Origin of the sequence: Sphingomonas sp. PP-CE-3A-406 (genome assembly GCF_003688625.1) — a bacterium.
Classification (GTDB): domain Bacteria; phylum Pseudomonadota; class Alphaproteobacteria; order Sphingomonadales; family Sphingomonadaceae; genus Sphingomonas.
Genome location: NZ_RCWY01000002.1, coordinates 359,527 through 386,003, shown reverse-complemented (window position 1 = coordinate 386,003; position 26,477 = coordinate 359,527). Strand labels below are relative to the sequence as shown.

Sequence of the window (26,477 nt, the reverse complement as noted above, 5' to 3'; positions counted from 1 at the left end):
GGAAGGATCGAACGAGAATAGCCGACTTAGGCCAGCGCGCGCGCGATCACGTCCGCATAGATATCCGTCAGCGTCCGCAAATCCTCGACCGCGACCGCCTCGTCGACCTTGTGCATCGTCGCGTTGATCAGCCCGAACTCGACTACCGGGCAGAGCTTCGAGAGGAAGCGCGCATCGGAGGTGCCGCCGGTGGTCGACAGTTCCGGGGTGATCCCGGTTGCGCCCGCAATGGCCTCCGACAACAGCGTCGAGAACGCCCCCGGCGCGGTCAGAAACGCTTCGCCCGACACCTTGCCCGTCACCACGACGCCGGGCGCGTGACGCTCGGCGATCGCGCGGATACGGTCGATCAGGTCCGCCCCGCGGTGGCGGTCGTTGAACCGGATGCTCAGTCGCGCGGATGCCTTGGCGGGAATGACGTTGTGCGCGGGGTTGCCGACGGTGATGTCGGTGACTTCGATGTTCGACGGCTGGAACCAGTCGGTCCCCTCGTCGAGCACAATGGCTTCGATCTCCGCGAGGATCGCGATCAGCCGCGGGATCGGATTGTCGGCGAGATACGGGTAGGCGACGTGACCCTGGCGCCCCGGCACGTCGATCCAGATGTTGACCGAACCGCGCCGCCCGATCTTGACCATGTCGCCGAGGCGCGCGGTCGAGGTCGGTTCGCCGACCAGGCACAGGTCCGGCACGATCCCCCGCGCCGCCATCCGCTCCATCAATGCCACGGTGCCGTAAGTGGCGGGGCCCTCCTCGTCGCCGGTGATGATCAGCGACAGCGTGCCGGCCGCGGTCCGGCTTGCGGCCGCGACGAAGGCGGCGACCGCGCCCTTCATGTCGACCGCGCCGCGTCCGTACAACAGTCCACCGCGAACCTCGCCGGACCAGGGCGACCCGGTCCAGCCTTCGCCGGGCGGGACGACGTCGACATGACCGGCGAAGGCCAGATGGCGAGGGCCGTCGCCGCGCACCGCGAGCAAATTCTCGACCGGACCGTCGGGCGCCTCGCCGCTCATGAAGCGATCGACCGCGAAACCGAGCGGGACGAGCGCGGCTTCCAGCACATCGAAGACGGTGCCGCGCGCGGGCGTGACGCTATCCGCGCGGAGCAGCGCCTGTGTCAGCGCGACCGGGTCGATAGCCCCGTTCATGCAGGCGTCGGGACCGACTGCTCGAATTGCTCGAGGACCCATTCCTCTTCCTGCGCGGCCGCGATCCAGTCCTGCATGAACGGGTGTTCGAACATCGCCTGCATATAGCCCGTTGCAAAGCGTGCGATCGGCAGCTGATAGGTGACGATGCGGGTCACGAGCGGCGCGAACATGATGTCCGCCGCGCCGAACTGGCCGAACAGGAAATCGCCGCCGCCACCGAAGCGTGCGCGCGCCTGCGCCCATAATTCCATGACCCGCTGCAATTCGACCAGCACGTCGTCGTCGGGTTGCTGCGCGGGGAACACCTGGCGGACGTTCATGCTGTGCTTGCGACGCAGCGCGGCAAAGCTCGAATGCATCTCGGCGGCCATCGACCGCGCCATCGCGCGTGCGGCGTCGTCCTCGGGCCAGAAGTGGTCGCGCCCGACCTTGTCGGCGAGATAGTCGACGATCGCCAGGCTGTCCCAGACCACCGCGTCACCGTCCCACAGGATCGGCACCTTGCCCGACGACGGCGCGAACTCGTCGCCCGAGCGGCGCTTTTCCCAATCGGCGTCGTACATCGGCACGACCACCTCTTCGAAGAGCAGCCCGGATTGTTTGCAGGCGAGCCAGCCGCGAAGCGACCAGGACGAATAGGCCTTGTTGCCGATGATCAGTTTCATGGCAGCGGTGCTAGCCGCGTCGGCGGGCGGGGGCAACGTCGGGCGTGGGCACGACGCCAGCGCGTTCAGGCGGCATGATCCGGTGGAGCACAACGATGGCGGCCAGCGCCACGACCGTGCCGAGAATGATATCGATCAGATAATGCGTGCCTTCGACCGGCGTCGACAGCAGCATCGCGGCGTTGATCGCGACGACCGGCCAGCGCAGCCTCGGCAACCGCCATGCGGCGTTGATGTAGAGCGTCGCGGCGGCGGCGTGGAAGCTCGGCGCCGAAACGATGCCGCGCAGGTGCCCGAGATCGACCACGCGCACGCTGTGATCGCGCAGCGCCGGGATCAGTCCCTGCTGCCACTGCTCGCTCTCGGGCATGTAGGCGATCGGGCCGTGCCACAGATACGAGAACGGACCGATCGCCGGCATGAACGCGTAGAGGATCAGCGTGCCGATCGCGGTCAGCCAGAACGTCGCGAGGAAACGGTGCGCGGCCACGCGGTCGCCGGTGAAGGCGAAGGTCGCGAACAGGATGACGGGTGTCAGGTAGATGCTGCGATACGCGGCCAGACCGAGCGATTGCAGGATCGGCGTCGCCGCGACGAGCCGATACCAGGCGAGCCAGTCGAACTGCAGCAGCGCGTCGATCCGCTGCAGCGCGGCGTCGTGGAAACCGTGGGTCATCGCCGCGACCGGATAGCTCGCGACCGCGCCCATCAACGCCAGCAGCGTGAAGACACCGTAATATTCTGCACAGTCGGCGATCGCGCGGGCATGGCGCCAGGGCCGGTCGCGGAGGCCGAAGCGCACGCCAAACAGGCCAATGCCGCTGACGTAGAACGGCATGTTGTCCGCGTCGTACGGATCGATCGAGAGACCGGCGATGCGCATCATCACCGTCAACAGCGCCAGGCTGAGGATCATGCCGCCGCCGATCCACCATCCGTAGTCGGGCAGGCTGGCGTTCGCTGGCACGGTCGTGCGGTACTCGGCGGCGCGCGGCCGGGTGGCTGTAATGGAAACGTCACTCATGGTCGGCGAACGCGTATCACATCGGGAAGAACAAGCGACCCCCGTCGGCCGGATCAGCTTTCGCTTGGCTGAACGGGATCGAGCGGACCCCGGCTCACCGGCGGGACGTCGCCTGTTGCTATGCAGGCGACGGCCCCGGTATGCGCCCCCTTGTTAGAACGAGCCGGGCACCATCCGTTGCGCGGTGGTCGGGGCGGTGGGGATCAGCAGGTCCTTCCGCGTGCTCGCGGTGGTCCGTGCCGATTGCGCGCTGACATCGCTGGTGATCGCCGAGCATGTGCGTCCTGCGAGGAAGTCGAGCGCGCGACGCGTGGAGGCTTCCCGCGAATCGCCGAGCGGATAGCCGATGTCGTCGTCCGCACGGCAGGTCGCCTCGACGGTCGACGCCAGACCGTCGAAATAATTGCCGTTGCGCGCCGCGTTCTGCGTCGCGAACGCGATCACGCGGAGACGATCGTCGCAGGCCGGTTTGTCGAGCGCGATCTGGCCGACCGGCTTGCCATAGGTGTTGGTGCCGATCAGCGCGGCATTGGCGTGGAGATAGGGCGTGAACGCGTTGATCACGAGTTCGCTCGCCGACGCCGTCCCCCCGCTGCCGATGAACGCGATCCGCGTCGGCGCAATCGATTCGGGCTGGGGCGCGAAAAAGCGGGTGGTGTTGTTCGACGCCTTCTCGGTGCGGAACGTCGTGTAGTCGAACACTTCCGACGTCGATCGGCCGCCGCCGAGCAGGTCGCCGAGATACTCGGCGGTCCCGACCAGCCCACCGCCATTGTAGCGCAGATCGACGATGACGTTGGTCACGCCCTTGGCGCGGAAATCGGCGAACGCAGCCTTCAGCGCGGGTTCGGCGGTCGAGATGAAGGTGCGGAGGTTGATGTAGCCGACGCGCTGCCCGTTATCGTCGATGATCTTCGCGCCGTACCGCGTCGACACCGGCAGCAAGGTGAAGTCGGCCTTGGCAACCGTCACGTTCCGGGCTCCCGCAGCATCGGACACGCGGAACACGCGCGCCGTGCCGGTGGTGTCGGGACCCAGGGCCGTGGTCAGTCCTGCGGTGCCTTCGGCGGCAATGATCGCGCTGACCGTACGGAGATTAGCTGCCGTCGTGCCGATCGCCAGGATCTCCGTGCCGCGATCGATTCCAGCCGCAAGTGCGGGCGCCCCCTCGAACGATTCGGTCGCGAACAGCCGCTGGCCGGTCTGGTCGAGCGCGAACCGGATGCCGAACCCCGCACTCGATCCCGACGTATAATAGGCGGTCTCTTCCTTGATCGACGTCAGATACGTGAAATACCGATCCTTGCGCTGCGCCCGCGCGGTGGCGGTCAACGCATCGATGTAATCGTCGACCGTGCTGTACGCCGCGGGGCTCAGGGTTGCGGGCAACGTGTCCGGGAAGAGATACCATTCGCGCAATTGTGCGGCGGCCCAGTCCTGGCGCTCCCGTAACGAGCAGCCCGCAGTCGCGGTTGGCGTCGGCGTCGCGGCTGTACTGCCCCCCGTCGAGACCGAGCCGCTATCGCTACCCCCGCAGCCCGACAGCATAGCCGCCATCGCCAGCATCGCCCCTGCACGCATACGCATCCCGCATTCTCCCCTTTGACGGGGCGTTACGGAGTTTGACGAACGGTGTCAGGCGGAATCAGGCGATCGATCCGCAATCGTTCTTTTAGCTGACCGCTTCGACCACCGCGGCGCGGAGTTCGGCGATACCCATGCCGTATTCGCTCGACGTCACGAGGATGTCGGGATGCGCGGCCGGACGCTTGCGCGCCTCGATTGCGGTGCGTTCGGTGACGTCGACGAGTTCGGACGCCTTGATCTTGTCCGCCTTGGTCAGCACCATGCGGTAGCTGACCGCGGCCTTGTCGAGCATCTCGAGGATCTCGCGGTCGACGTTCTTGATGCCGTGGCGCGAGTCGATCAGCACGAGTGCGCGCTTGAGGACGTCACGCCCGCGCAGGAAGTCGTTGATCAGGAAGCGCCATTTCTTGACGACGTCCTTGGGCGCCTTGGCGAACCCGTAGCCGGGCATGTCGACCAGCCGGAACGCGAGCGGCGCGCCGACGTCGAAGAAGTTCAGCTCCTGCGTGCGGCCCGGCGTGTTGGACGTGCGCGCCATCGAATTGCGCCCGGTGAGCGCGTTCAACAGCGACGACTTGCCGACGTTCGAGCGACCCGCGAACGCCACTTCCGGCACCGACGCGTCGGGCAGGAACTCGAGCGTCGGCGCCGACTTCAGGAAGCCGACATGCCCCGCGAACAATTTGCGCGCATGCTCGAGCATCTCGGGCGTGAACGGTGCGTCGGTCGGCTCCAGGTCGGGGCCTAGGTCCGCGCCGGGGTTCGGTACGTCGTTCACTTGGTCACCGGCACTTTCAGGCCCGGATGGCGGGCGTAGAGCAGCTTCTGCTGGATGATCGTCAGGCAGTTCGAGGTGATCCAGTAGACCTGGAGGCCGACCGCGAACGGCGCCATCACGAACATCAGCACCCATGGCAGCAGCGCGAAGACCTGCTTCTGCGTGTCGTCCATCGGCGTCGGGTTCAGCTTGAACTGGAAGTACATGCTGATGCCGAGGATGATCGGCACGACACCGATCGCGATCATGTGCGGCGGGGTGAAGGCGAGCAGGCCGAACAGGTTGAGCGGCGTCAGCGGATCGGGCGCGGACAGATCCTTGATCCACAGCACGAAATGCTGATGGCGCATTTCGATCGTCAGCATCAGCACCTTGTACAGCGCGTACATGATCGGGATCTGGAGCAACGTCGGGGCGCAACCGGCGAGCGGATTGACGCCCTCGGCCTTGTACAGCGCCATCGTCTCCTGCTGCAGGCGGACCTTGTCGTCCTTGTGCTTTTCCTGGAGCGCCTTGGCCTTGGGCTGGACGGCGCGCATCGCCGCCATCGACTTGAACTGGCGCTGCGCGATCGGGAACAATAGGCCGCGGATCGTCACGGTCAGCAGGATGATCGCGACGCCGAAGTTGCCGATCGTGCGGAACAACAGGTCCAAGTAATAGAAGATCGGCTTCTCGACGATCCGGAACCAGCCCCAGTCGATCGCGTAGTCGAGCTTCGCGACGCCTTCCTTGTCGGTGTAGCGATCGAGCAGCCGGACTTCCTTGGCGCCCGCGAAGAAGCGCGAGGTCTGCGTGATCGCCTGGCCGGGTGCGAGCTGCTTGGGCTGGAGCGCGTAATCGGCCTGGTACGCCTTGTTGGCGCCGGCGCGGAACTGGCCGTCGAACGACTGCGCCTGATCGGGGATGATCGCGGTCAGCCAGTATTTGTCGGTGAAGCCAAGCCAGCCGCCGGTCGTCGTGAACTTCTGCGTGGCGGCGTCGATGTCCTTGTAGTTCGGGCGGTAATGCGCGCCGCCATTGTCGACCGACATCGGCCCGACATGGATCGTCATCGACGACGGATCCTTCGAGATGCCGACGCGGTTGACGAGGCCGTAGGGCGCGACGGGGACGGGCGCGGTGCCGGCGTTGAGGACGGTCTGGCGGACCGTGAACATGTAATCCTGGTCGACAGCGATCTGGATGCGGAAGCGCTGCCCGGTCGCGTTGGTCGCGTCGAGCGTGACCGGTGTGGTCGGCGTCAGCGTGGTCGCGCCCGAGGGCGTCCAGACAGCGTCGGCGGCGGGCGGGGTCAGGCCCTGCGCACGCCAGCCGAAGCTCGCAAAATACGCGTCGGGTGCGCCGGCCGGCGAAAGCAGGCGGATCGGCGGCGAGTTCTTCGCGACCGTCTCGTCATAGCCCTTGAGCACGAGATCATCGATCCGCGCGCCCTTCAGGTTGATCGAGCCCGACACGCGGGGCGTCTCGATACGGATACGCGGCGTCTCGGCGATCACGGCGGCGCGATCGCGGACTGCGGCGGCACCGTCCGCGGCCGGATCGGCGGCGGGATTGGCGACGGCCTTGGTCTTGCCGGCTTCGATCTTCGTGACCGGCGGATTCGCGGTCGGGAAGAACTTGCCCTGGATCATCGGCCATCCGAACAGGATCAGCGCCGCGATCACCGCGAACAGCACGAAATTCTGCTTGTCGTCTTTCACAGGGCGGCGTCTTTCAGTTTCTTGTCGTTATCGGCGACTGGGTCAGGGACCGGGTCAGGTCCGTACCCGCCCCACGGATGGCAACGCGCGATACGCTTCGCCGCCAACCAGCCCCCCTTGAGCGCGCCATAGCGCCCAACAGCCTCGATTGCATAGGCGGAACACGAAGGATCGTAGCGGCAACTCGACGGCAGGACGAGCGAAGGGCCGAGTTGCCATGCGCGGGCGATGAGGATGAGGAGGCGGGCTAGCATGATGTCAACGCCGCCAGATTGCCCTCACATTGTTCTCCCGCGAAGGCGGGGACCCAGTCTGGGCTCCCGCCTTCGCGGGAGAACAAGGAGCGGGCGAGGCGCAGCGAACAACGCTCGTCAGCGGACAATCCCAAACCTGTTACCACCCCGGCGAAGGCCGGGGCCCAATTGGGCGACATCAATAACGAGGCGCGGCCCGTAATCACGGCCGCTTTCCCATTTGGGCCCCGGCCTTCGCCGGGGTGGGGGTTTGCGTCGGTGTGGCATTATCTGGTTGAGGCGTAACCTTGCGGAAAGCCTTGCCGAGCTCGGTCCGCAACAAAGCGTAATCCCGCTCGACGCCGCCGTTGCGCCCGATCAGCACGTGATCAGCCCCAGCAACGCCGCGCTCCGCCAACAGCTCACGCGCCAACGCCCGCAACCGCCGTTTCATGCGGTTCCGGACGACGGCGTTGCCGATCTTCTTGGTGACGGTGAAGCCGATTCGCATCGTCTCGTCACCATCGTCGCGGGGGCGCATGAGCAGGACGAATCCCGGCATCGGTGCGCGCTTCCCCGCATTCGCCGCGAGAAAATCGCGGCGCTTATCTAGAATTGTTAGGCCGACAGCTTCTTGCGACCGCGTGCGCGGCGTGCGTGGATCACTGCCCGGCCGCCGACCGTCGCCATCCGTGCGCGGAAGCCGTGACGGCGTGCGCGTACCAGGTTGCTCGGCTGAAAGGTCCGCTTCATTGGTCATTCCCTAGGTCATCAAATAGAAAACGGCCGCCACGGGGACGGCCTTGATGGCTGGGCGCTTACGGAAAGGGACGCGACAAGTCAATTCACACCGGCCTTGGCAGCCGAGCTTTTAGCCGCCTTCGCCCGCTCGTGCCGGCGCATCGCGCTCTGCCGCCGCATCATCCGATCGACGAAATGCCCGGTCCTAGGCCAGCGCCGCTTCAGCCGCGCCCATTTCAGCCGCGCCCAGCGCGAATTGCGCAACACCAGCACCATTCCGCCGGCGAACAGGAAAATCCCCGCCGGCCCCGGCAGCGGCGCGAGAATCGGCGCACTCAGGATCAGCAGTATCCCGAGCAGCAACTGGCCGAAGCGGAGAACGGGGGAGCGGACTGCTTTCACGGAAGGCATGTGGGTCCGGTGTATTAGGATGGCAAGACGGTGGGGCGATCGGTGCGACCCGTCCTTGCAGACATGGCAAATCGGGTATGAATAAGGCGTGACGTCGTGTCGCGGGGGAGCGGGCATGGCGGCGATCGTAGCGACGGTGGCGTATCTCGGGCTCGAAGCGCGCGCGGTCGAGGTGCAAGTCCAACTGATTCCAGGACTTCCTGCGTTCAACGTCGTGGGCTTAGCCGACAAGGCGGTCGGCGAAAGTCGCGAACGCGTGCGGGGTGCGATCGCCGGGATGGGCCTGTCGCTACCGCCGAAACGCATCGCGGTGAACCTGTCGCCCGCCGATCTGCCGAAAGAAGGATCGCATTTCGATCTTCCTATCGCGCTGGCGTTGCTCGCGGCGATGGGCGTGGTCGATGCCGAAGCGCTGGCGGATTATGTGATCGTCGGCGAGCTTGGCCTCGATGCGCGGATCACCGCATCGCCGGGTGTTCTGCTGGCGGCGCTGCATGCATCGGAAGTGGGGAAGGGGCTCGTCTGTCCGGCGGCGCAAGGATCTGAAGCGGCATGGGCAGGCGAGATCGAGGTCATCGCCGCGCCTGATCTGCTTTCGTTGCTCAACCACTTCAAGGGCCACGGCCTGCTCAGCCCACCCAAGCCCGGCATTGCGGAACAGTCCGATCGCGGTCCGGACCTGCGGCAGGTGAAGGGGCAGGAGACCGCCAAGCGCGCGCTGGAGATCGCTGCGGCCGGATCGCATAATTTGCTGATGGTAGGCCCGCCCGGTTCCGGCAAGTCGCTGATGGCGTCGTGTTTGCCCGGTATCCTGCCACCGCTCGACCCCGCCGAGGCGCTCGAAGTCTCGATGGTGCAATCCGTAGCTGGCACGCTTTCCGGCGGCCGCCTGACCCGCACGCGGCCGTTCCGCGCGCCGCACCATTCCGCATCGATGGCGGCACTTACCGGCGGCGGCCTGAAGGTGAAGCCGGGCGAGGTCAGCCTCGCGCATCTTGGCGTGCTGTTCCTCGACGAACTCCCCGAGTTCCAGCGCGCCGTGCTCGATTCGCTCCGCCAACCGCTGGAGACCGGCACGGTCAGCGTCGCGCGGGCCAACGCGCACGTAACGTTCCCTGCTCGCGTGCAATTGATCGCAGCGATGAACCCGTGCCGATGCGGCCACCTCGGCGATGCGAGCCTGGCCTGCGCGCGCGCCCCGAAATGCGCCGCGGATTATCAGGCGAAGGTCTCCGGTCCGCTACTCGACCGAATTGATCTGCACATCGACGTCCAGGCGGTCAGCGCCGCCGACCTGATCCTCCCGCCGCCGACCGAAGGTTCGGCCGAAGTCGCCGCTCGCGTCGCCGCCGCCCGTGCGATCCAGGCAGACCGGTATCGAGACCACCCGGTTCGCACGAATGCGGAGGCTGACGGCGCATTGCTCGACGCCGTTGCCACGCCCGACGAAGCCGGCCGCAAGCTTCTCGCCCAAGCCGCCGAAGCGATGCGGCTGACCGCGCGGGGCTACACGCGCATCCTCCGTGTCGGCCGCACCATCGCCGATCTCGCCGGCAGCGAGACCGTCGGCCGCATCCACATCGCCGAGGCGCTCAGCTACCGCCGCCAACCGCCGAGAAACTGAACGGCCACAATTCCTCGTCAAGACAGCTTGCGGCGGACGAAAGCTTCGTCTAGCCAACCCGCCGCTGCCCCTGTGGCGAAATTGGTAGACGCGACCGACTCAAAATCGGTTGCCGCAAGGCATGCTGGTTCGATTCCGGCCAGGGGCACCATTTCTTTCTGACGATCACGCTTCGACCCTTGGGCGGGCGTCACACCGGTCGTTCCCTTGCGAAAATTTCGCCGGTAAGGACGCGGGATGGCGAAGCGACCGGTCCGATATGTCTCGTCGCGACGGCGCAAGCGATCCGGGCTGAGGCCATCGTCCGAGCATTGGCTCCTCCTGCTCGGCGCGGTCGTTGCGTTCGCGGTCGTCATCGGATGGCTGACCGATGTGCCCTGGCCGACCGAAACCACCACGGGCAACCGAAAACCGCGGCTGACGATGGCGCAGGCGCGGGCCTCGAATGCGCTCGTCCCGATCGCGACCGCCAAGCGCCGGGCGGCGACGCCATTCCGCTTCCGCGGCGGTCCTGCCGCGCGGCTCCAGGCGACCGAATGCCTCGCGACCGTCGCGCTGTACGAGGCCGGCGACGACCGCGACGCGCAGCGCGCGGTCATCCAGGTCGTGCTCAATCGCGTCGGCGCGGCGGGATTTCCCAAGACGGTGTGCGGCGTCGTCTATCAGGGCGCGAACCGGACGACCGGGTGCCAGTTCTCGTTCAGCTGCGACGGGTCGCGCACGCGGCGGCCCGAACATGACGGCTGGGAGCAGGCGCGTCGCGCCGCGCGTCGTGCGCTGAGCGGCTATGTCTATGCGCCGGTCGGCCGCGCGACGCACTATCATACCGACTGGATGGTGCCGTATTGGCGCAGCTCGCTCGTCAAGGTGGCGACCGTCGAGTCCCATATCTTCTATCAACGGCGATGACCTGCATGCACAGATTTTCGACACCGCTGGCGAGGGTCGCCTGCCTCGCCGTGTTCCTCATGACGGGGTGCGCGGGCGGATCGTACCGCCCGGTCAGCGACGCGCAGGTCAAGCTCGGCGGGCCGTATCGGGTGCGCGGCACGACCTATGTCCCGGCGGCGGACCCGAGCTACGACGTGCTGGGCTATGCGAGCTGGTACGGCAGCGAATCGGGTAACCGGACCGCCAATGGCGAACGTTTCCGTGCCGAGTGGCCGACCGCAGCGCATACCACGCTGCCGCTGCCGACCTATGTCGAGGTCACCGCGCTCGATACCGGGCGGCGGATCATCGTCCGGATCAACGATCGCGGACCGTTTGCCGGTCATGCGCGGATCCTCGATCTGTCGCGCGGCGCCGCCGAACTGCTTGGCGTGCGCGCCAGCGGTCTGGCTGCGGTGCGGGTGCGCCGCGTCGAACCGTCCGAGAAGGATCGCGCGCGGTTGCGCAAGGGGAAGGCGGCACGGGAATTGCCGCCGATTTCCGAGCATGATCGCTTGAGCTTCCGGTCGCAGCTTTCCGCGGCGGGCTTCTAAGGCGCGCGGGGCTACATCGCCAGCGCGCGATCGTAGCCGGTGAGTTCGAGATACCCCCGGCCGCCACGCGTGCGCACCGCACCCTCCCAATAGACCGGCAATCCGCTGCGGCGCGCGTCGAGTTCCTGTGCGGCGAACATCGGCGTCAGGCGCCAGCGCTGGATCCGATCGGCGACACGCACGCTAAGCTCCTGCGCCACCGGATAGGTCGCGCCGGTCGCCTTGCTCCGCCATGTCGCGAGCGGGCGGAACGCGACGTCGTTGGGCCCGAACACCGTCGTCGTGCCATCGGCGCGGCGCAGCGACCCGCCCGTCCACAGGATACCGCCCCCCTTGCGGCGGATCCGGAACGCCATCAGTGCCGAGCCGTCGTCGAAGTTGAGCCCGGTCCAGTCCCACCCTTGCGCGGTCGGGGCGAGATAGTTCGACGACCATTCGCGATCGAGCCACGCCTCGCCGCGCACCGCGACTGCCCGTCCGCCGCGCATCACCTGCCCGGTCACCCGCAGATGCGGGATCGAGTAGTAATAGCTCGCTTCCTCGGGGCGCGGCCCTTTCTGGCTATAGCCGCCGCGACCCTGCGGCAGCGGCGGCTGCGTCGGCTGGAGATCGAGCGCCAGACCGAAACCGTCGGCGGTCACGCGCGTCGTCCAATGCCCGTCCTTCGCGCGCAGCATCTGCCAGTCGCGGATCGCGACGTCGGCATCGCCGGTGCGCGCCTGCGCCAGACCGAAGCCGGCGCGCGCGGCGCGCTCGCCGTGCAGCAGCCGGCCGGTCGCGGGATCGGACAGCGCGGCGTGCGCGAACAGCACCTGGTTCGGCGCGAACCGGCTCGGATTGCGCGCGTTGCCCGGCGGCCGCGTGCGGAAGAAGGTGACCTGAAAGCCGAGATTCTCGCCCGCATCGGTCTTCAGCCAACCGGTGACGTACCACCATTCGGTGCGAAACTGCGGATGCGCGCCGTGATCGGCCGGGAAACGCAGGACGATGCCGGGCCGGACGACGGGGTAGGGCGTCGCAGGCGGCGCGGCGACACCGACAGTCGCGATCAAGCCGACCAACAACGGCAGCGTGCGGCGCATCACCAATCCTCCCGTACCGATTGCACCGCGCTGTTCGCGGTCGCGCGGCGTCCTGCGAGCACGGCGGTGATCGCGGCCGCCCCGGTCAACGCCGCGGCGACCCCGAGCAGCGTCTCGTAGGGAATTCGCGTCGTCATCGTCCAGTTGAACGACTGGGGATTGATGACGTGGATCAGAACCTGCGACAGGATCAGCCCGAGCCCGATCCCGGCGAGCGCACCCGTCAGCCCGACGATCGCGCCTTCGATCGCCAGCATCGCGGTCAACTGGCGCCGCGTCAGCCCCAGATGCCGCAGCATCCCGAACTCGCGTTCACGCGCGATCGTCTGTGCCGACATCGTCGCCGCGACGCCGGCAAGCCCGACCAGAATCGCGACGGCTTCGAGCAGATAGGTCACCGCGAAACTCCGGTCGAAGAGCGTCAGCGCGAGTTTCCTGAGCGTCGCCGGGCGACCGACCTCGACCTGATCGCGCAGGCTTGCGGGCAAGCGCGCGGTCATCGCATCGGCGACCTTGCCGATATCCTCGCCGGGCCTGACCATTGCCGATATCTCGTCGCGGCCATCGTCGCCGGTGAGCCGCTGGTAATCGCCTTCGTCGATCAGGACCGCGCCCGCCTGCCGCCCGTAATCCCGCCAGACGCCTGCGACCACGAACCGCGTCCGCCCTGCGATGGGCAGCGTGATCGTCTCGTCCGGATCCCAGCCGTACAGCCGTTGCGCGGGTTCTGAGACCCAGACGGGTAGCGCGTTGGGGGGCAAGGCCGATCCCTTCGCGATCAGGACCAGCAGCGGATCGCGACCGCCGCGTTCGGGCCGCGCGATCAGGCTGATCGGCGGGCGATCGGGGGCGATGGTCAGCGGGATCTGGCGGCTGAAGGCGAGCCGTGCGACGCCGGGCGTGGTGGCGAGACGCGTCCGTATCGCCGGATCGAAACTCGCGCCCGCGGCCGTGCGCAGATACAGATCGGCACCCAGCACCTGCCCGAGCCATTCGTCGACCGCGCCGCGAAAGCTGGTCACCATCGTCGCCATCGCGATCATCAGCGCGGTCGACGCGACGATCCCGCACAGCGCGGTCGCCGCCTCGCCAGGCGCACCGTGCAGATGGCGGATCGCCAGCATCCCGGGCACGCTGCCGTGCGTGCGCTTCGCCAGCGGGGTGAGCAGCGTGCGCGCGAACCACGGCACGCCGGCGACGCCGCCCGCGAGCATCGCCGCCATCCCGGCGAAACCGAACAGCGGCAGGCCGTCGATCGCTGGGAGCATCGCCACGCCGCCGCCGCCCAGCAACAGCGCGGCGGCGGGCCGCCACGGCACGGCACGGCGCGGGTCGAGAACGTCGCCGGCATTCTTCAACGCGGCGGCGGGCGCGGCGCGGGCGGCGGCACGTGCTGGGAGCGCGCTACCCAGAACAGCGGCGAGTAGCCCGAGTGCGAAGAAGCCGAGCGCCGCTCCCGGCTGGAACACGACGTGCGCCGCGCCGCCGCCGAAATAGCCCGCGCCGAGATCGCCACCGACCCAGTGCAGCGCCGCCCAGGCGAGGCCATAGCCAGCGGCGAGCCCTGCCGATGCGCCGACCAGACCGATTGCCAGCCCTTCGACGACCACCGCCGCGACGATCCCGCCGCGCGGCATGCCGAGCGTCCGCAGCAACGCGAACGCGCGCTGGCGACGGACTACCGACAGCGACTGTGCGGAATAGACGAGGAAGCCGCCGGTCAGGAGCGCCACGAGCGCCAGCATGTCGAGATTGACCCGGTACGCGCGCGACAGCGAGTCGCCCTGCGCGTTCTGCGTCTGCGCGCTGGAGAGGACCGCATCGGCGGGCAGGATCGCGCGCAACGCCGACTCCGCGGCGGGCCGATCCGCCAGCGCCAGGTCGATCCGGTCGACCCGGCCGAGGCGCCCGAACCGCCACTGCGCGGCGGCGATGTCGATCACGGCGACCGCGGTTGCGGCATCGGACGCGGGCAGCGTGCCGGCGATGCGCAGCGGCACCGACCGGCCGTTCGCGGTCACAACGATGCGTTGCCCGACCGCGGTCCGGGCCTGCGTGAGCGCGGCCCGCGACAGGAACACCGAGTCCTCGTCGAACGGGGTGTCGTTGGACTCGTCCTGTCCCGGACCCGGCGGACGCACGCCGATCAGCGACGGCGTCACCATCGCCGCGCGGATCACGTCGACCCCGAGCAGCGTCAGCCGGGTCTTGCTGATCCGGGCATCCAGCGTGACGACCGGGCTCGCATCGGCGACGCCGTCGGCGCGTGCCACGCGCGGATAGAGGTGTTCGTCGATGCCGAGTGGGCTGGTCGCGCGGACCGATAGCTCGGCCGCGCCGCTGACGCCGCGCATCGCCCCATCGAACGCCGCCAGCGCCGATCCGTTGACCAGATGCACCGCGAAGCCGAGCGCCACACCGACCAGAATCGCGACCGCGGTCAGCAGGAAGCGGGCAGGGTGGAACCGCCACTCGCCGCCGATCAGCCAGCCGAGCGCGAGGCGGCTCGAGCGAAGGCCTGGTTCACCCCGTTCGCCTGGCTTAAGCGCCACGATGCTCCACCAGCCCGTCGCGTCCGAGCGTCAGCACGCGGTCTGCGATCGCCGCGGTCGCTGCCGAATGCGTCACCATGATCCCCGCCGCGCCGTTGCCGCGCACCGCGTCGGCGAACAGCGCGAGCACGCGCGCCGCCGTCTCGGGGTCGAGATTGCCGGTCGGCTCGTCGGCGAGGATCAACGCAGGGCGATGGACGAGCGCTCGGGCGATCGCGACGCGCTGCAATTCGCCGCCCGACAGATCGCGCGCATAGCCATCGCCGCGGCCGTCAAGCCCGACCGCGTCGAGCATCGCTTCCGCGCGCGCCTTTGCCGCACCGGCATCGGGCGCAATCAACGCGAGTGGCAGCGCGACGTTCTGCTGCAACGTCACATAGGGCAGGATGTGGAAGGCCTGGAACACGAAGCCGATCCGCTCGCGCCGCAACCGCGTCCGCGCGGTTTCGTCGAGCGGACCGAGCACCACGCCGTCGATCGCGACGCTGCCCTCGTCGGCGTCGTCGAGTCCGGCGAGGATGTTGAGCAAGGTCGACTTGCCGACCCCGGATTCGCCGATGATCGCAACCAACTCGCCGCCCGCGACCTCGAGGTCGAGATGCTCGAACAGCCGCCGCGGCCCCGGCACCGATTTGCCGAGCGCCTTGACCGACAGCAGGGGCGCGGGTTCGCTCATGACCCAAGCCGTGCAGGAGGAGGGCGGGTCGGGCAAGTCCGATTTCGCGGATATCGCTGGATCCTGTTCATCGATGTTACCGCCCCGGTATTTCATGCCGGTATTCCGCCGCTTGCCCGCGCGGCTCCGCTCCTGCACGATCGCCGTAACGAGAAACGCGAGAGGGTCCGATGGCGCAGTACGGTGATTTCCAGAACGCGATCTATGGCGCGGGTCTGCGCGGTGTCGTGCCGAAGCTGCCGGTCGATTTCGCAACGCTCGAACGGCGCGCGAGTGCTGCGCTGCCGCCCGCGGTGCTGTCGTATCTCCAGGGTGGATGTGGCGACGAGTTCACGCAGGACGAGAATGCGCGCGCCTTCAGTCATTGGGGTCTCGTACCGCGGATGATGGTCGATTGCCGGACGCGTGATCTGTCGGTCGAGCTGTTCGGGATGACGCTGCCGACGCCGCTGTTCATGGCTCCGGTCGGGATCAACGGCATCTGCACGCAGGATCAGCACGGCGATCTGGCGGCCGCGCGCGCCTCGGCGACGACCGGCGTGCCGCTGATGGCGTCGACATTGTCGAACGATCCGCTCGAAACCGTGGCGCAGGCGCTGGGCGATACGCCGGGCTTCTTCCAGCTTTACACGCCCAAGGACGTCGGGGTCGCCGAGAGCCTCGTGCACCGCGCCGAGGCGGCGGGGTACAAGGCGATCGTCGTGACGCTCGACACCTGGGTGACAGGCTGGCGGCCGCGCGACCTGAATGCGGCGAACTTCCCGCAGCTACGCGGTCATGTGCTGATGAACTACTTCTCGGACCCCGCCTTCCGCAAGCTGCTCGCCAAACCACCCGAGGAGGATCCGGCGGCGGCGATCGGCGCATGGGCCGCGACGTTCGGGCGCGTGCTGACCTGGGCGGACATGCCGTGGCTGCGCTCGCTTACCAAATTGCCGATCGTGCTGAAGGGCATCTGCCACCCCGACGATGCACGGCGCGCGATCGAAGAGGGCGCGGACGGGATCTACTGCTCCAATCACGGCGGACGCCAGGCGAATGGCGGGATCGCCGCGATCGACATGCTCGCCGATGTCGTCGCTGCCTCGGGCTCGACGCCGGTGCTGTTCGATTCGGGCGTGCGGTCGGGCACCGATGTCGTGAAGGCACTCGCGCTCGGCGCCACCGCGGTCGGGGTGGGCCGCCCCTATACCTACGGTCTGGCGCTCGATGGCGCGGACGGTGCGGCGCATGTCCTGAAGTGCCTGCTCGCCGAGGCCGACCTGCTGATGGCGGTCAACGGATACCCGAGCATCGCCGACGTGCGCGCGGCCGGCGCCGTTCGCCAGCCGCGCTGAGCCGCTCAGTCGATCCGGTACTGGATCGGCTTGAAACTGCCGCCGTTCGATTGCAGCGCCGAGCAGGCGGTCATGCCAATCACCAGGTCCATTGCCGCGCGGAAGACGATCGTGTCACCGGCCTTGCTCAGCGGCGGCTCAACCGTGAACGTGCCCGTCTCGCCATTGATCGGCACGTTCATGAAGCAGTTGAAGGCGACCGGGATCTGGTCGGGCTCGATGTCCCAAGGCGCGAGCGCCTCCGCGAGATTGCCGAAACAGCCGCGATGCGGATCGGTGTCGCCATAGATGATCGCGAACGTTTCCTTCGAGCACGGCGTCAGTAGAAAGTCGTGCCGCCCGACATCGTCCGAAACGATCTCCAGCATCACGTTGCTGCGGTTCGAATAGAGCAGGTCGCCGGTCGTCAGGTACAGCCGGCTCGCATAATCGAGCGTCCGCCCAGACGAGATCGCCTCGCGCACGTCCGCGCGGTTATAGGCGAGCAAGTCCGACACCTGGCGGCCTTCCGGATCGATCACGGTCAGAGTTTGCCCCTTGTCGAGCGTGAACCCTGCCCCCGAGCGCGGCGGGATCGTCTTGATGTCAGCCACGGGCTTCGCCTCTCTTGAAAGGGCATTTCCAGGATTCGTCGACGACGCGTCCGCTATATTGTCGCGCTTCGCTCGATTCGCCGTGGCGCGCCAGCATCGGGTTCATCGAGCCGGCATATTCCAAATCACGCGCGAGGATCGACGAACGCAACTTGTCGTAACGCTGCTGGTCGCGCAGCACCTCGAACTGATCGTGCAGGTTGAACACCATCGCCGGGGTCTCGAACTTGCGCGCCGGACGGCTGGCCTTAGGGTGCAACCCGATCACGAAGAACGCCTCGCCGGCGAAGCTCAGCGAGAAATGCGGGTCTTCGGGATCGCTGCTGACCGACGGATCGGGGCGGTAGCCCAGCCACTCGTCCTTGTCGCTAAGTGACTGAGCGCGGGCCCAAAGATGTGCCTCGAACTCTTCTTCGGACAGCAGGGCGGGCGCCTCGAACAGGATGATGAGCGTCCGGAAGATCGCGCGGTCTTCGCGGTATTTCCGCACCGTTTCACCCAGCGCGGGAGAAATTCTCATGTCATCCCAAGCAGATCGGACGTCCCGGGCGACCAGGATATCCATCTGTCCCTTGGCGAGCGCCGATTTGGCGCCAACGCATGGAAACTGCGGCGCCTGCACCGTTTCGATGAACTTGCGTGCGAGCGGATGATCGTTCTGGAAGATTGGCTGGTACATGGTCGGGGAGGAACCCGCGAACCGCCGCAATGTTTCGCATCCGGCATAACCTTTGATATTGATCAGTACGAATCCCGATCTGTTCTTCTATCGCGCACGGCGGTACGAGGCCGGGCGGTACGAGGCCGGGTGGTGAAGGGGTGTCGATGATCTCGGAAAAGTTTCTCATGGGGCGCGGCCGCCATGAGCTGAGCAACGAAGAAAAGCAGGTGCTGGAAGACGGTATCGAATCCGTGCGGCAGGTGCCCGCGCGCAAGCAGATCGTCCGCGCGGGCGATCTGATCGAGACGAGCACGCTGCTGATCGAGGGCTTCGTGTGCCGCTATATGGACGATCGCGAAGGCCAGCGTCAGCTGGTCGCGGTGCATGTGCCGGGCGATTTCGTCGACCTCCACGCGTTTCCAATGAAGCGGCTCGATCACGACATCGCCACGCTGGGGCCGGTGAAGATCGCCTGTTTCGAACACCGCACGCTCCAGACGATCACCGAACGCTATCCGCACCTGACGAAAAAGCTCTGGTTCAGCACGCTGCTCGATGCGGCGATGCACCGCGAGTGGATCTTCCGGCTCGGGCGGCTCGGCGCCGAAGGGCGGATCGCGCATCTGTTCTGCGAACTGAACGCGCGGCTCGAAATGATCGGGATGGCCGAGGACGGACAGTTCATGCTGCCGATGACGCAGCCGGATCTGGCGGAGGCGACGGGGTTGACGGGAGTCCACGTCAACCGCGTGCTGCGGGTGCTGCGCGAGCGCGAATTGCTGACGTTCAAGGGCGGGCAGGTCTGCATTCTCGACCAGCAGAAACTTGCCAAGCTGGCGGAGTTCGAACCGCAATATCTATACGGCACGCACACGGACGGGTGAACCGGAATAGTGTCGCGGATCGGCGAAGATCGCGCCCGATCCTGCGGCAGGGTTCCGCATTGTGACTTTATCACTATGCTACCCGGGACATCGACCGGGAGATCCATGTGCAGTTTCTATACTTCGCCGCCAGTGCCGTCGCGCTGATGGCGTCTACCTCCGTCGTCGCGCAGCTTGCGCCCGCCGCCCAGCCACCGACGACCCCTGCCACGAACCCCTTGCTCGCGGACTGGACTGGTCCGCTGGGCGGGGTGCCGCCGTGGGACAAGGTTCGCCCCGATCTGTTCCCGCAGGCGTTCGAGACGACGCTGGCCGAACGCGCCGCGGACTACCGCAAGATCGCCGACAATCCGGCCAAGCCGACCTTCGCCAACACGATCGTGCCGATGCAGCTTGCTGGCAAGCGCTACGGTCAGGTGATGACGCTGTTCGGCGTGATGACCGGCAACATGAACACGCCAGCGTATCAGAAGCTTGACCGCGAATGGTCGCCCAAATTCTCCGCGGCATCGGATGCGATCACGTTCGACAAGCCGCTGTTTGCACGCATCCAGGCGATCTACGCAGGCCGCAATTCGAGCGGGTTGAATGCGCAGCAGATCCGGCTCGTGACGCGCATCTACGACAGCTATGTGCGACAGGGCGCAAAGCTGACCGACGCGCAGAAGGCGCAGCTTTCGCAGTATAACCAACAGCTCGCGACCGCGTTCTCGACGTTCGGCGAGAAGCTGCTGGCCGACGAGAGCAAAGCCATTTCGGTCACCGACGAGGCTCAGCTCGCAGGGCTTCCCGACAGCGTGAAGGCAGTGGCAAAGGCCGCTGCGACCGAGCGGAAGCTGCCGGGCTTCGCGATCGTCAACACGCGGTCGGCGGTCGATCCCGTGCTGACCTACGCCACCGATCGCGCGCTCCGTGAGAAGGTGTGGCGCGCGTTCGTCAACCGTGGCGACAATGGCGATGCCAACGACACGAACGCGACGATCGCGCAGATCGTCAAGCTCCGCGCCGACCGCGCGCACCTGCTCGGGTTCAAGACGCATGCCGACTGGCGGATGCAGGACACGATGGCGAAGACCCCCGCCGCGGCGATGAACCTGATGATGCGCGTCTGGCCCGCCGCCAAGGCGCGCGTGGCCGAGGAAGTCGCGGACATGCAGAAGGTCGCCGGCACCTCGCTGACGATCGAGCCGTGGGATTACCGCTTCTACCAGGAGAAGGTGCGTAAAGCCCGGTACGACCTCGATCAGGCGCAGCTGAAGCCGTATTTCGAGCTCGGCAACATCATCCAGGGTTCGCTGTACGCCGCCAACCGGCTGTACGGGCTGAACTTCAAAGAGATCACCGGCACCGTGCCCGTGTTCGAGCCGAACATGCGCGTGTGGAGCGTCACCGACAAGACCGGCAAGGACGTCGGGCTGTTCTACCGCGACGATTTCGCGCGGACCGGCAAGCGATCGGGCGCTTGGGCGAACACGTATCGCGGGCAGCGGGGCTTAGCGCCGGCGCAGCTTGTGCTGTCGTCGAACAACAACAATTTCGCACGAGGTGCGCCCGGCGAGCCGATCCTGATCAGCCTCGACGATGCGCAGACGCTGTTCCACGAGTTCGGCCATGCGATCCACGCGATGCTCCAGAACGTCTATTATCCGGGGCTCGCGGGCACGCCGCGCGACTTCGTGGAATATCCGAGCCAGGTGAACGAGCATTGGCTGCTGACCCGCGACGTGCTCGACAAATATGCGCGGCATTACCAGACCAAGGCGGCGATGCCGCAGGCGTTGCTCGACAAGATCGAGCAGTCGAGCAAGTTCAACGAAGGCTTCAAGACCGCGGAATATCTGTCGTCGGCGATCGTCGACATGAAGATCCACACCGTGCCAGACGGCGTGATCGATCCGGACAAGTTCGAGGCCGCGACGCTCGCCGAGATCGGCATGCCGAAGCAACTGGTGATGCGCCACCGCGTGCCGCAGTTCCAGCACCTGTTCGCGTCGGACAGCTATTCGGCGGGCTATTACAGCTACCTCTGGTCCGAGACGATGGACGCCGACACCTTCGCGGCATTCGAGGAGGCGGGCAGCCCGTGGGACAAGCCGACCGCGGACAGGTTCGCGAAGATCCTGCTGTCGACCGGCAACGAGACCGATCGTGCGGAGGCGTATCGTGCGTTCCGCGGGCGTGATCCCGACGTGAACGCGCTGCTCAAGAAGCGCGGCTTTCCGACACAAGCTCCGCAGGGGACGAAGTAATGGCTAGCAGCACACTCCCGCCGGAAAAGAACCACCGGCTGAAGTCGATCCTCGGCGGGTCGGCGGGCAACCTCGTCGAATGGTTCGACTGGTACGTCTATTCGGCGTTCGGGCTGTATTTCGCACCGGTGTTCTTCCCCAAGGGCAATGCGACCGCGCAGTTGATGAGTGTCGCCGCGGTGTTCGCGGTCGGCTTCCTGATGCGGCCGATCGGCGCTTGGGTGATGGGCATCTATGCCGATCGCCACGGGCGCAAATCGGGGCTGACGCTGTCGGTGACGCTGATGTGCGCGGGCTCGTTCCTGATCGCGATCACGCCGGGCTTCGCGACGATCGGCTGGATTGCGCCGGCGTTGCTGATCCTCGCGCGCCTGATGCAGGGCCTCAGCGTCGGCGGCGAATATGGTGCCAGTGCGGTGTACCTGTCGGAAATGGCGGGCAAGTCGCGGCGCGGCTTCTTCTCCAGCTTCCAGTACGTCACGCTGATCGCGGGGCAGTTGCTCGCGCTCGGTGTGTTGCTGCTGCTGCAGTCTACGCTCGACACGGCGCAGCTCGACGCATGGGGCTGGCGTATCCCGTTCGCGATCGGCGGCGTGCTCGCTCTCGTCGTGTTCCGCATTCGTCGCGGGCTGCTCGAGACCGAGAGCTATCAGAACGCCAAGGCTGACGGCACGCCCAAATCGAGCGGGTGGCTGCTGTTCAGCAAATACCCGCGCGAGGCGTTCACCGTGTTGCTGCTGACCGCGGGCGGTACGCTCGCCTTCTATGCGTACACCACGTACATGCAGAAGTTCCTGGTCAACACGAGCGGGTTCAGCCGCGAATCCGCGACGCTGATCATGACCGCGGCGCTGGCACTGTATGCGGCGTTCCAGCCGGCGGCGGGCGCGTTGTCGGACCGGATCGGGCGTAAACCGCTGATGGTCGGGTTCGGCATCGCCGGCGTGTTGTGCACGGTGCCGATCTTCACCGTGCTGGAGACGGCGACCAACCCGTATCTGGCGTTCGGGCTGGTCGTGGCCTCGCTGTTCATCGTGACGGGCTACACCGCAATCAACGCGGTGGTGAAGGCGGAACTGTTCCCCGCACATGTCCGCGCGCTGGGCGTGGCGTTGCCGTACGCGCTGGCGAACACGATGTTCGGCGGCACCGCCGAGTATGTCGCGCTGTGGCTCAAGAACGAGGGCATGGAGCGCGGCTTCTACTGGTACGTGACCGCGATGATCGGCGTGTCGCTGATCGTGTACCTCCGCATGAAGGACACGCGCACGCACAGCCAGATCATCGAGGATTGAACTTACTGCTCCCTCTCCCCTGCGGGGAGAGGGCTGGGGTGAGGGGCTGTTCCAGGCGCAGCATTGCTTGGCTGCCCCTCACCCCGACCCTCTCCCCGGAGGAGAGAGGGAGCAGAAGAAGTTAGCGGGGCAATTCGATGATCGCGTCGAGGCCGCCGCCAGCCTGATCTGACGGCGCACGGTTCACCAGGCGAATCTCTCCACCGGCCTCGCGCACGATCGCGCGGGCCAGCGCCAGCCCCAGCCCGATTCCCCCCGTCTCCCGGTTGCGCGAGCTCTCAAGCCGCGTGAAGGCGTCGAACACGTCGCCCATCCGGTCCTCGGGAATGCCCGGGCCTTGATCGGCCACCACGATGGCGACGGACCGCGCTCCAGCCTCAACCCGCACCTCCGCCGAGACGCCATACTTCACCGCATTCTCGATCAGGTTGCGCACCGCGCGGCGCATCAGCGACGGCCGCAATCGCATCCGCAAGCGGTCCGCCTCGACGAAGCTCACCTCGCTGCCGATGTCGCGAAAATCCTCGACTACCGCATCGACCAGCGCCGCCAGATCGACATCGGTCGGCGGCTCGCTCGGCCGTCCCAGCCGCGCCAGCGACAGGATGTCGTCGAGCGTCCGGTTCATTTCCGCCACCGTGTCGATCATCTTCGCGCGATCTGTATCGTCCTCGACCGACTCGATCCGCACGCGCAGCGCGGCGAGTGGCGTCCGCAGGTCATGCCCGATCGCGCCGAGCATGCGGTCCTTCTCGTCGAGCATGCCCGTCACGCGCAGCCTGAGCGCATTGAACGCGGTGATCAGCGCGGCGACGTCGTCGGGCCCTTCCGCCGGCATTGGCGCGCCGGGTTCGCCCGGTCGGAACCGCTCTGCCGCAACGCGCAGGTCGCGCAACGGCCGTGACAAGCGGCGGACGATCCACAGCACCGGCAGCAGGACGATGATGTAGAGGATCGCGGTCTGGCTCAGCAACGCGAACAGCAGGCGCGCACCGGGTTGCGGCCACGGCGCGGTGATCGTCAGCCAGCCGCGGCCGGGCTGTTCGACCGCGATCAACAGCGTGGCGCCATCGCGCTCGCCACGGCGGATCCCCGCACGGCGACGATTATCGCGGTCGCTGTCGTCGTCGAGCGTCGAGGGCTGAAGCCCGGTATCGATCCGCCCGACCGTCACGCCCTGATCCGCGAGCTGGCGGCGAAGTTCGGCGGCGACTTCGGGATGGCCCTCGTTTCCGGCGTTTCCGGTCCGTCGGATCGGATCGGCGGGAAGACGGCGGACGCGGCCGCGGTCCGCGGTCAGGGGACGCCCGCCATGCGCCTCGCGGTCGAGCGCATCGGCGATCCGGGTCGCGACGGGGCGGGTCGCCTGTGAAAGACGGAACTCGATCCGATCGCGCAGGACCAGACCGAAGTTGATCGCCTGCGCGACGAACAGCGCGAGCGCGATCAGCAACGCCATCTGCCCGGCCAGATTTCGCGGCCAGGGGCGGGTCATGAGCGTAGGATCACGGGCGGGTAATCACAGGCGGGCGATCACAGACGGGTCACTTCGGCGGCCAGCGTATAGCCGCCACCCCAGACCGTCTTGATCAACTCGGGCGTCTTGGCATCGGTCTCGATCTTGCGCCGCAACCGGCTGACCTGGTTGTCGACCGCGCGATCGAACGCCGCGGCCTCGCGTCCCTGAGTCAGGTCGAGCAACTGGTCGCGGGTCAGCACTTGGCGTGGCCGCGTGACGAGCGCCAGCAGCAGATTATACTCGCCCGTCGACAGTGGCACCGACACGCCCTCGCGGTCGACCAGCGCGCGTTCGCCCGATTTCAGCACCCAGCCGGCAAAGGCATAGGCGTTCGCCTCGGGCGCGTGCTGGCGCGCACCGCCCGCGGTCGCACGCCGCAGGATGACCTTGACCCGCGTCGCCAGCTCACGCGGCGAGAACGGCTTCACCACGTAATCGTCCGCGCCCATTTCGAGCCCGATGATCCGGTCGGTCTCCTCGGTGCGCGCGGTCAGCAGGATCACCGGCACGTCGCTGGTCGCGGCGATATGGCGGCACAGCGACAGCCCGTCCTCGCCCGGCATCATGATGTCGAGGATGACGAGATCGATCGCATACGCCGTCAGCCGCGTCCGCGCGCTCTCCGCATCGCCCGCCTGCGTGACGCGAAACCCCTGTTTGGTGAGGTACGCGGCCAGCGGCTCGCGGATCGAGCGCTCGTCGTCGACGAGCAGCAGATGCGGCATATCTCCCATCGGGGCAGTGTCTAGCATGGCAGCTGTCCAGGGGAAGCACCGGGACCCGATGCCTCCCCCCTTTCCGAATTATTGCGCGGGTGCGGGCGAGGGTGCGGTTGCTGGCGCGGCCGGGGTGACGCCCTCGCGACGTTCGCGGCGGTCGACGTGGCGCATCTCGGCGGCGTTGGCGCGCTCTGTCGCGTCGATCGTGCCGTCGTGATTGGCGTCGATCCGGTCGAAGCGCTTGAGCGCGCGCGCTTCGAACTCCTCGCGGGTGACGCTGCCGTCGCCGTTCGGATCCATCCGCCGACCCATTCCGTCATGCTTGCGACCGCCTGGCGCGGGCACGTCGCGACCGCTGGCTACCATCCGGTCGTGCAGCGCCGCACGATAGGCCTGCATCTCGCCACCGCTCACCCGGCCGTCATGGTCGGTGTCCATCTGCGCGAACCGCGCGTCGGCCTGCGCGATCGCTTCCGCGCGTGTGGCGATGCCGTCGTGGTTCGCATCCTGCCGCATCGGCGGGCGCGAAGGGGCGGGGGCGGTCTGGGCGCTGGCGGCGGACGTGATCGCGCTGGCGGCGAGCATCAGGGTGAGGACGGTCTTGCGCATGTCGGACTCCGGCTGTGGGGGAAGTTCCCATCGAATGCCGTCGGTCTAAACCCCGGTTGTCGCAGGGTTTTGCCGTCGGGCGGCCAATGTGTCGCAAGATGTGCCGGATATCAGGCGAAGATCGCGACGCTCTGCATCTGTTCCGCGACCGGCGTGCCGTCGGCGTTCCAGATCGCCATCTGTTGGCTCGAACTGCCCTGACGCGTGTAATCGGTGGTCGCGCGGAGCAGCCACCAGCCGTCCTGCGTCACCGGCTGCGGCCCGAGGATGTTGAGGAGCCACGTCATCGAACTGAGCGGGGCGGGGCCGCCGAGCAGCTTCAACGCGGCAGGCGGCAGGCAGTCCGCGATCGCGATCAGCTCGACCATCGGATCGAGCCCCTCGCGCTCGACCAGCCGCGCCCAGCGGAGCCACTCGGCGGGCCCGACGCTGTCGTCGCGACGATCGAGCAGGTCGAAATTGCGCGAGAACGCGACCGCGCTGTGGCCGCGGAAGGTCTGCGTGTCAGGCTCCGGCATCGGGAAGTCGGGCGCGCTGCCAGTCTGGTGATCGACGCGCGACTCCACCGCGCGCATGAACACGAACGTCGCGCGCAACCCGAGCCCTGCCTCGCTCTCGACATCGGCCTGGACGAACGCCGCGTTGCGCCCGCGCCGCAACCGCTGCGCCCGGATCGTGATATCGCCCGACAGCGGCCCGATGAACGACACCTGCGCCGACCGCAACGGCGGCAGGTCGACGTCGGATTTCTGCGCGGCGTGGAGCGCCAGCGCCGCGGAGAAGCCGCCATAGGCCGTGCGGCCTTGCGTCCAGTTCTCCGGCACGGTGCCGCGCCAGCCGCCCTCGATCGGCTCGAGCGCGTCGATCGCCTGTTTGAGACTGGTCACTGTAATCCTT

Annotated in this window: 26 protein-coding genes and 1 tRNA gene; 8 read left to right on the top strand and 19 right to left on the bottom strand. The window is 67.2% G+C overall.

Annotation, left to right across the window (positions count from 1 at the left end; all coding sequences use genetic code 11):
- Positions 1 to 26 precede the first annotated feature (26 nt).
- From dapE to C8J44_RS08210, 10 genes are all read right to left on the bottom strand, one after another.
- A complete protein-coding gene (dapE, locus tag C8J44_RS08255; RefSeq protein WP_121904137.1) occupies positions 27 to 1,151 on the bottom strand; it encodes a succinyl-diaminopimelate desuccinylase in 1,125 nt (374 codons plus the stop codon).
- Positions 1,148 to 1,819, bottom strand: a complete 672-nt coding sequence (locus C8J44_RS08250; protein ID WP_121904136.1) for a glutathione S-transferase — start codon at positions 1,817 to 1,819, stop codon at positions 1,148 to 1,150. The genes dapE and C8J44_RS08250 overlap by 4 nt, the downstream gene beginning before the upstream one ends.
- 10 nt (positions 1,820 to 1,829) lie before the next feature.
- Complete coding sequence (locus C8J44_RS08245; protein WP_121904135.1) at positions 1,830 to 2,843, bottom strand: phosphatase PAP2 family protein; 1,014 nt, start codon at positions 2,841 to 2,843, stop codon at positions 1,830 to 1,832.
- Between the two features lie 153 nt (positions 2,844 to 2,996).
- Positions 2,997 to 4,430 (bottom strand): S41 family peptidase, encoded by a 1,434-nt coding sequence (locus C8J44_RS08240; RefSeq protein ID WP_259466779.1) that lies wholly within the window; start codon positions 4,428 to 4,430, stop codon positions 2,997 to 2,999.
- Between the two features lie 85 nt (positions 4,431 to 4,515).
- Positions 4,516 to 5,133, bottom strand: a complete 618-nt coding sequence (gene yihA, locus C8J44_RS08235; RefSeq protein WP_121904646.1) for a ribosome biogenesis GTP-binding protein YihA/YsxC — start codon at positions 5,131 to 5,133, stop codon at positions 4,516 to 4,518.
- 71 nt (positions 5,134 to 5,204) lie between these two features.
- Positions 5,205 to 6,911, bottom strand: a complete 1,707-nt coding sequence (yidC, locus tag C8J44_RS08230) for a membrane protein insertase YidC (protein ID WP_121904133.1) — start codon at positions 6,909 to 6,911, stop codon at positions 5,205 to 5,207.
- A complete protein-coding gene (yidD, locus tag C8J44_RS08225) occupies positions 6,908 to 7,165 on the bottom strand; it encodes a membrane protein insertion efficiency factor YidD (protein ID WP_121904132.1) in 258 nt (85 codons plus the stop codon). The genes yidC and yidD overlap by 4 nt, the downstream gene beginning before the upstream one ends.
- A gap of 202 nt (positions 7,166 to 7,367) precedes the next feature.
- Positions 7,368 to 7,706: a ribonuclease P protein component gene (gene rnpA, locus C8J44_RS08220; RefSeq protein ID WP_404969191.1), complete on the bottom strand. Its 339-nt coding sequence runs from the start codon at positions 7,704 to 7,706 to the stop codon at positions 7,368 to 7,370.
- A 56-nt stretch (positions 7,707 to 7,762) separates the two neighbouring features.
- Complete coding sequence (gene rpmH / locus C8J44_RS08215; RefSeq protein ID WP_031393806.1) at positions 7,763 to 7,897, bottom strand: 50S ribosomal protein L34; 135 nt, start codon at positions 7,895 to 7,897, stop codon at positions 7,763 to 7,765.
- An 87-nt stretch (positions 7,898 to 7,984) separates the two neighbouring features.
- On the bottom strand, positions 7,985 to 8,287 hold the full coding sequence (locus C8J44_RS08210; RefSeq protein WP_259466778.1) for a hypothetical protein: 303 nt from the start codon (positions 8,285 to 8,287) through the stop codon (positions 7,985 to 7,987).
- Between the two features lie 124 nt (positions 8,288 to 8,411).
- On the opposite strand from C8J44_RS08210, the gene C8J44_RS08205 reads away from it, so the two are divergent.
- From C8J44_RS08205 to C8J44_RS08190, 4 genes are all read left to right on the top strand, one after another.
- A complete protein-coding gene (locus C8J44_RS08205) occupies positions 8,412 to 9,920 on the top strand; it encodes a YifB family Mg chelatase-like AAA ATPase (protein WP_121904130.1) in 1,509 nt (502 codons plus the stop codon).
- 66 nt (positions 9,921 to 9,986) lie between these two features.
- Positions 9,987 to 10,071, top strand: a tRNA-Leu gene (locus C8J44_RS08200).
- Positions 10,072 to 10,157: 86 nt separating this feature from the next.
- Positions 10,158 to 10,829 (top strand): cell wall hydrolase, encoded by a 672-nt coding sequence (locus C8J44_RS08195; RefSeq protein ID WP_121904129.1) that lies wholly within the window; start codon positions 10,158 to 10,160, stop codon positions 10,827 to 10,829.
- Between the two features lie 5 nt (positions 10,830 to 10,834).
- A complete protein-coding gene (locus tag C8J44_RS08190; RefSeq protein ID WP_259466777.1) occupies positions 10,835 to 11,404 on the top strand; it encodes a septal ring lytic transglycosylase RlpA family protein in 570 nt (189 codons plus the stop codon).
- An 11-nt stretch (positions 11,405 to 11,415) separates the two neighbouring features.
- Here the strand turns inward: C8J44_RS08190 and C8J44_RS08185 are convergent, their stop codons facing one another.
- From C8J44_RS08185 to C8J44_RS08175, 3 genes are read right to left on the bottom strand one after another with little or no spacing between them, the layout of a single operon-like run.
- On the bottom strand, positions 11,416 to 12,486 hold the full coding sequence (locus C8J44_RS08185; protein WP_121904127.1) for a lipocalin-like domain-containing protein: 1,071 nt from the start codon (positions 12,484 to 12,486) through the stop codon (positions 11,416 to 11,418).
- Entirely contained in the window at positions 12,486 to 15,038 is a 2,553-nt protein-coding gene (locus C8J44_RS08180) for an FtsX-like permease family protein (protein WP_259466776.1), read from the bottom strand. The genes C8J44_RS08185 and C8J44_RS08180 overlap by 1 nt, the downstream gene beginning before the upstream one ends.
- Complete coding sequence (locus C8J44_RS08175) at positions 15,028 to 15,714, bottom strand: ABC transporter ATP-binding protein (protein ID WP_121904125.1); 687 nt, start codon at positions 15,712 to 15,714, stop codon at positions 15,028 to 15,030. Before C8J44_RS08175 ends, C8J44_RS08180 begins: the two co-directional genes overlap by 11 nt.
- A gap of 170 nt (positions 15,715 to 15,884) precedes the next feature.
- On the opposite strand from C8J44_RS08175, the gene C8J44_RS08170 reads away from it, so the two are divergent.
- Positions 15,885 to 17,051 carry an alpha-hydroxy-acid oxidizing protein gene (locus C8J44_RS08170; RefSeq protein WP_121904124.1) on the top strand — a complete coding sequence of 389 codons (1,167 nt, stop codon included), beginning with the start codon at positions 15,885 to 15,887 and terminating at the stop codon, positions 17,049 to 17,051.
- Positions 17,052 to 17,056: 5 nt separating this feature from the next.
- On the opposite strand, the gene C8J44_RS08165 is transcribed toward C8J44_RS08170, so the two are convergent.
- On the bottom strand, positions 17,057 to 17,644 hold the full coding sequence (locus tag C8J44_RS08165) for a DUF1989 domain-containing protein (RefSeq protein WP_056051138.1): 588 nt from the start codon (positions 17,642 to 17,644) through the stop codon (positions 17,057 to 17,059).
- Positions 17,637 to 18,323, bottom strand: coding sequence for a guanitoxin biosynthesis heme-dependent pre-guanitoxin N-hydroxylase GntA (gene gntA, locus C8J44_RS08160; RefSeq protein ID WP_121904123.1), 687 nt, complete (start codon positions 18,321 to 18,323; stop codon positions 17,637 to 17,639). Before gntA ends, C8J44_RS08165 begins: the two co-directional genes overlap by 8 nt.
- 146 nt (positions 18,324 to 18,469) lie before the next feature.
- On the opposite strand from gntA, the gene C8J44_RS08155 reads away from it, so the two are divergent.
- The 3 genes from C8J44_RS08155 (at position 18,470) to C8J44_RS08145 (ending at position 22,733) form a co-directional block, all read left to right on the top strand.
- Positions 18,470 to 19,189 carry a Crp/Fnr family transcriptional regulator gene (locus tag C8J44_RS08155; RefSeq protein WP_056051132.1) on the top strand — a complete coding sequence of 240 codons (720 nt, stop codon included), beginning with the start codon at positions 18,470 to 18,472 and terminating at the stop codon, positions 19,187 to 19,189.
- A gap of 107 nt (positions 19,190 to 19,296) precedes the next feature.
- Complete coding sequence (locus C8J44_RS08150) at positions 19,297 to 21,438, top strand: M3 family metallopeptidase (protein ID WP_121904122.1); 2,142 nt, start codon at positions 19,297 to 19,299, stop codon at positions 21,436 to 21,438.
- On the top strand, positions 21,438 to 22,733 hold the full coding sequence (locus tag C8J44_RS08145) for an MFS transporter (RefSeq protein WP_121904121.1): 1,296 nt from the start codon (positions 21,438 to 21,440) through the stop codon (positions 22,731 to 22,733). Before C8J44_RS08150 ends, C8J44_RS08145 begins: the two co-directional genes overlap by 1 nt.
- 121 nt (positions 22,734 to 22,854) lie before the next feature.
- Here the strand turns inward: C8J44_RS08145 and C8J44_RS08140 are convergent, their stop codons facing one another.
- From C8J44_RS08140 to C8J44_RS08125, 4 genes are all read right to left on the bottom strand, one after another.
- Positions 22,855 to 24,228, bottom strand: a complete 1,374-nt coding sequence (locus C8J44_RS08140; protein WP_259466774.1) for a HAMP domain-containing sensor histidine kinase — start codon at positions 24,226 to 24,228, stop codon at positions 22,855 to 22,857.
- 38 nt (positions 24,229 to 24,266) lie between these two features.
- Positions 24,267 to 24,986 (bottom strand): response regulator, encoded by a 720-nt coding sequence (locus C8J44_RS08135; RefSeq protein ID WP_056051122.1) that lies wholly within the window; start codon positions 24,984 to 24,986, stop codon positions 24,267 to 24,269.
- Between the two features lie 69 nt (positions 24,987 to 25,055).
- On the bottom strand, positions 25,056 to 25,580 hold the full coding sequence (locus tag C8J44_RS08130; RefSeq protein ID WP_121904120.1) for an EF-hand domain-containing protein: 525 nt from the start codon (positions 25,578 to 25,580) through the stop codon (positions 25,056 to 25,058).
- 110 nt (positions 25,581 to 25,690) lie between these two features.
- Complete coding sequence (locus C8J44_RS08125; RefSeq protein ID WP_121904119.1) at positions 25,691 to 26,467, bottom strand: thioesterase family protein; 777 nt, start codon at positions 26,465 to 26,467, stop codon at positions 25,691 to 25,693.
- Positions 26,468 to 26,477: the final 10 nt, after the last annotated feature.

Excerpts from the sequence above, each read along its gene's own strand:
- C8J44_RS08155 (WP_056051132.1), top strand. The coding sequence starts at position 18,470 with ATGATCTCGGAAAAGTTTCTCATGGGGCGCGGCCGCCATGAGCTGAGC.
- C8J44_RS08145 (WP_121904121.1), top strand. The coding sequence starts at position 21,438 with ATGGCTAGCAGCACACTCCCGCCGGAAAAGAACCACCGGCTGAAGTCG.
- C8J44_RS08240 (WP_259466779.1), bottom strand. The coding sequence starts at position 4,430 with ATGCGTATGCGTGCAGGGGCGATGCTGGCGATGGCGGCTATGCTGTCG.
- dapE (WP_121904137.1), bottom strand. The coding sequence starts at position 1,151 with ATGAACGGGGCTATCGACCCGGTCGCGCTGACACAGGCGCTGCTCCGC.
- C8J44_RS08170 (WP_121904124.1), top strand. The coding sequence starts at position 15,885 with ATGGCGCAGTACGGTGATTTCCAGAACGCGATCTATGGCGCGGGTCTG.
- C8J44_RS08185 (WP_121904127.1), bottom strand. The coding sequence starts at position 12,486 with ATGCGCCGCACGCTGCCGTTGTTGGTCGGCTTGATCGCGACTGTCGGT.
- C8J44_RS08175 (WP_121904125.1), bottom strand. The coding sequence starts at position 15,714 with ATGAGCGAACCCGCGCCCCTGCTGTCGGTCAAGGCGCTCGGCAAATCG.
- rnpA (WP_404969191.1), bottom strand. The coding sequence starts at position 7,706 with ATGCCGGGATTCGTCCTGCTCATGCGCCCCCGCGACGATGGTGACGAG.
- C8J44_RS08195 (WP_121904129.1), top strand. The coding sequence starts at position 10,158 with ATGGCGAAGCGACCGGTCCGATATGTCTCGTCGCGACGGCGCAAGCGA.
- C8J44_RS08130 (WP_121904120.1), bottom strand. The coding sequence starts at position 25,580 with ATGCGCAAGACCGTCCTCACCCTGATGCTCGCCGCCAGCGCGATCACG.
- C8J44_RS08250 (WP_121904136.1), bottom strand. The coding sequence starts at position 1,819 with ATGAAACTGATCATCGGCAACAAGGCCTATTCGTCCTGGTCGCTTCGC.
- C8J44_RS08190 (WP_259466777.1), top strand. The coding sequence starts at position 10,835 with ATGCACAGATTTTCGACACCGCTGGCGAGGGTCGCCTGCCTCGCCGTG.
- yidD (WP_121904132.1), bottom strand. The coding sequence starts at position 7,165 with ATGCTAGCCCGCCTCCTCATCCTCATCGCCCGCGCATGGCAACTCGGC.
- C8J44_RS08135 (WP_056051122.1), bottom strand. The coding sequence starts at position 24,986 with ATGGGAGATATGCCGCATCTGCTGCTCGTCGACGACGAGCGCTCGATC.
- C8J44_RS08140 (WP_259466774.1), bottom strand. The coding sequence starts at position 24,228 with ATGACCCGCCCCTGGCCGCGAAATCTGGCCGGGCAGATGGCGTTGCTG.
- rpmH (WP_031393806.1), bottom strand. The coding sequence starts at position 7,897 with ATGAAGCGGACCTTTCAGCCGAGCAACCTGGTACGCGCACGCCGTCAC.
- yihA (WP_121904646.1), bottom strand. The coding sequence starts at position 5,133 with ATGCTCGAGCATGCGCGCAAATTGTTCGCGGGGCATGTCGGCTTCCTG.
- C8J44_RS08205 (WP_121904130.1), top strand. The coding sequence starts at position 8,412 with ATGGCGGCGATCGTAGCGACGGTGGCGTATCTCGGGCTCGAAGCGCGC.
- gntA (WP_121904123.1), bottom strand. The coding sequence starts at position 18,323 with ATGTACCAGCCAATCTTCCAGAACGATCATCCGCTCGCACGCAAGTTC.
- C8J44_RS08245 (WP_121904135.1), bottom strand. The coding sequence starts at position 2,843 with ATGAGTGACGTTTCCATTACAGCCACCCGGCCGCGCGCCGCCGAGTAC.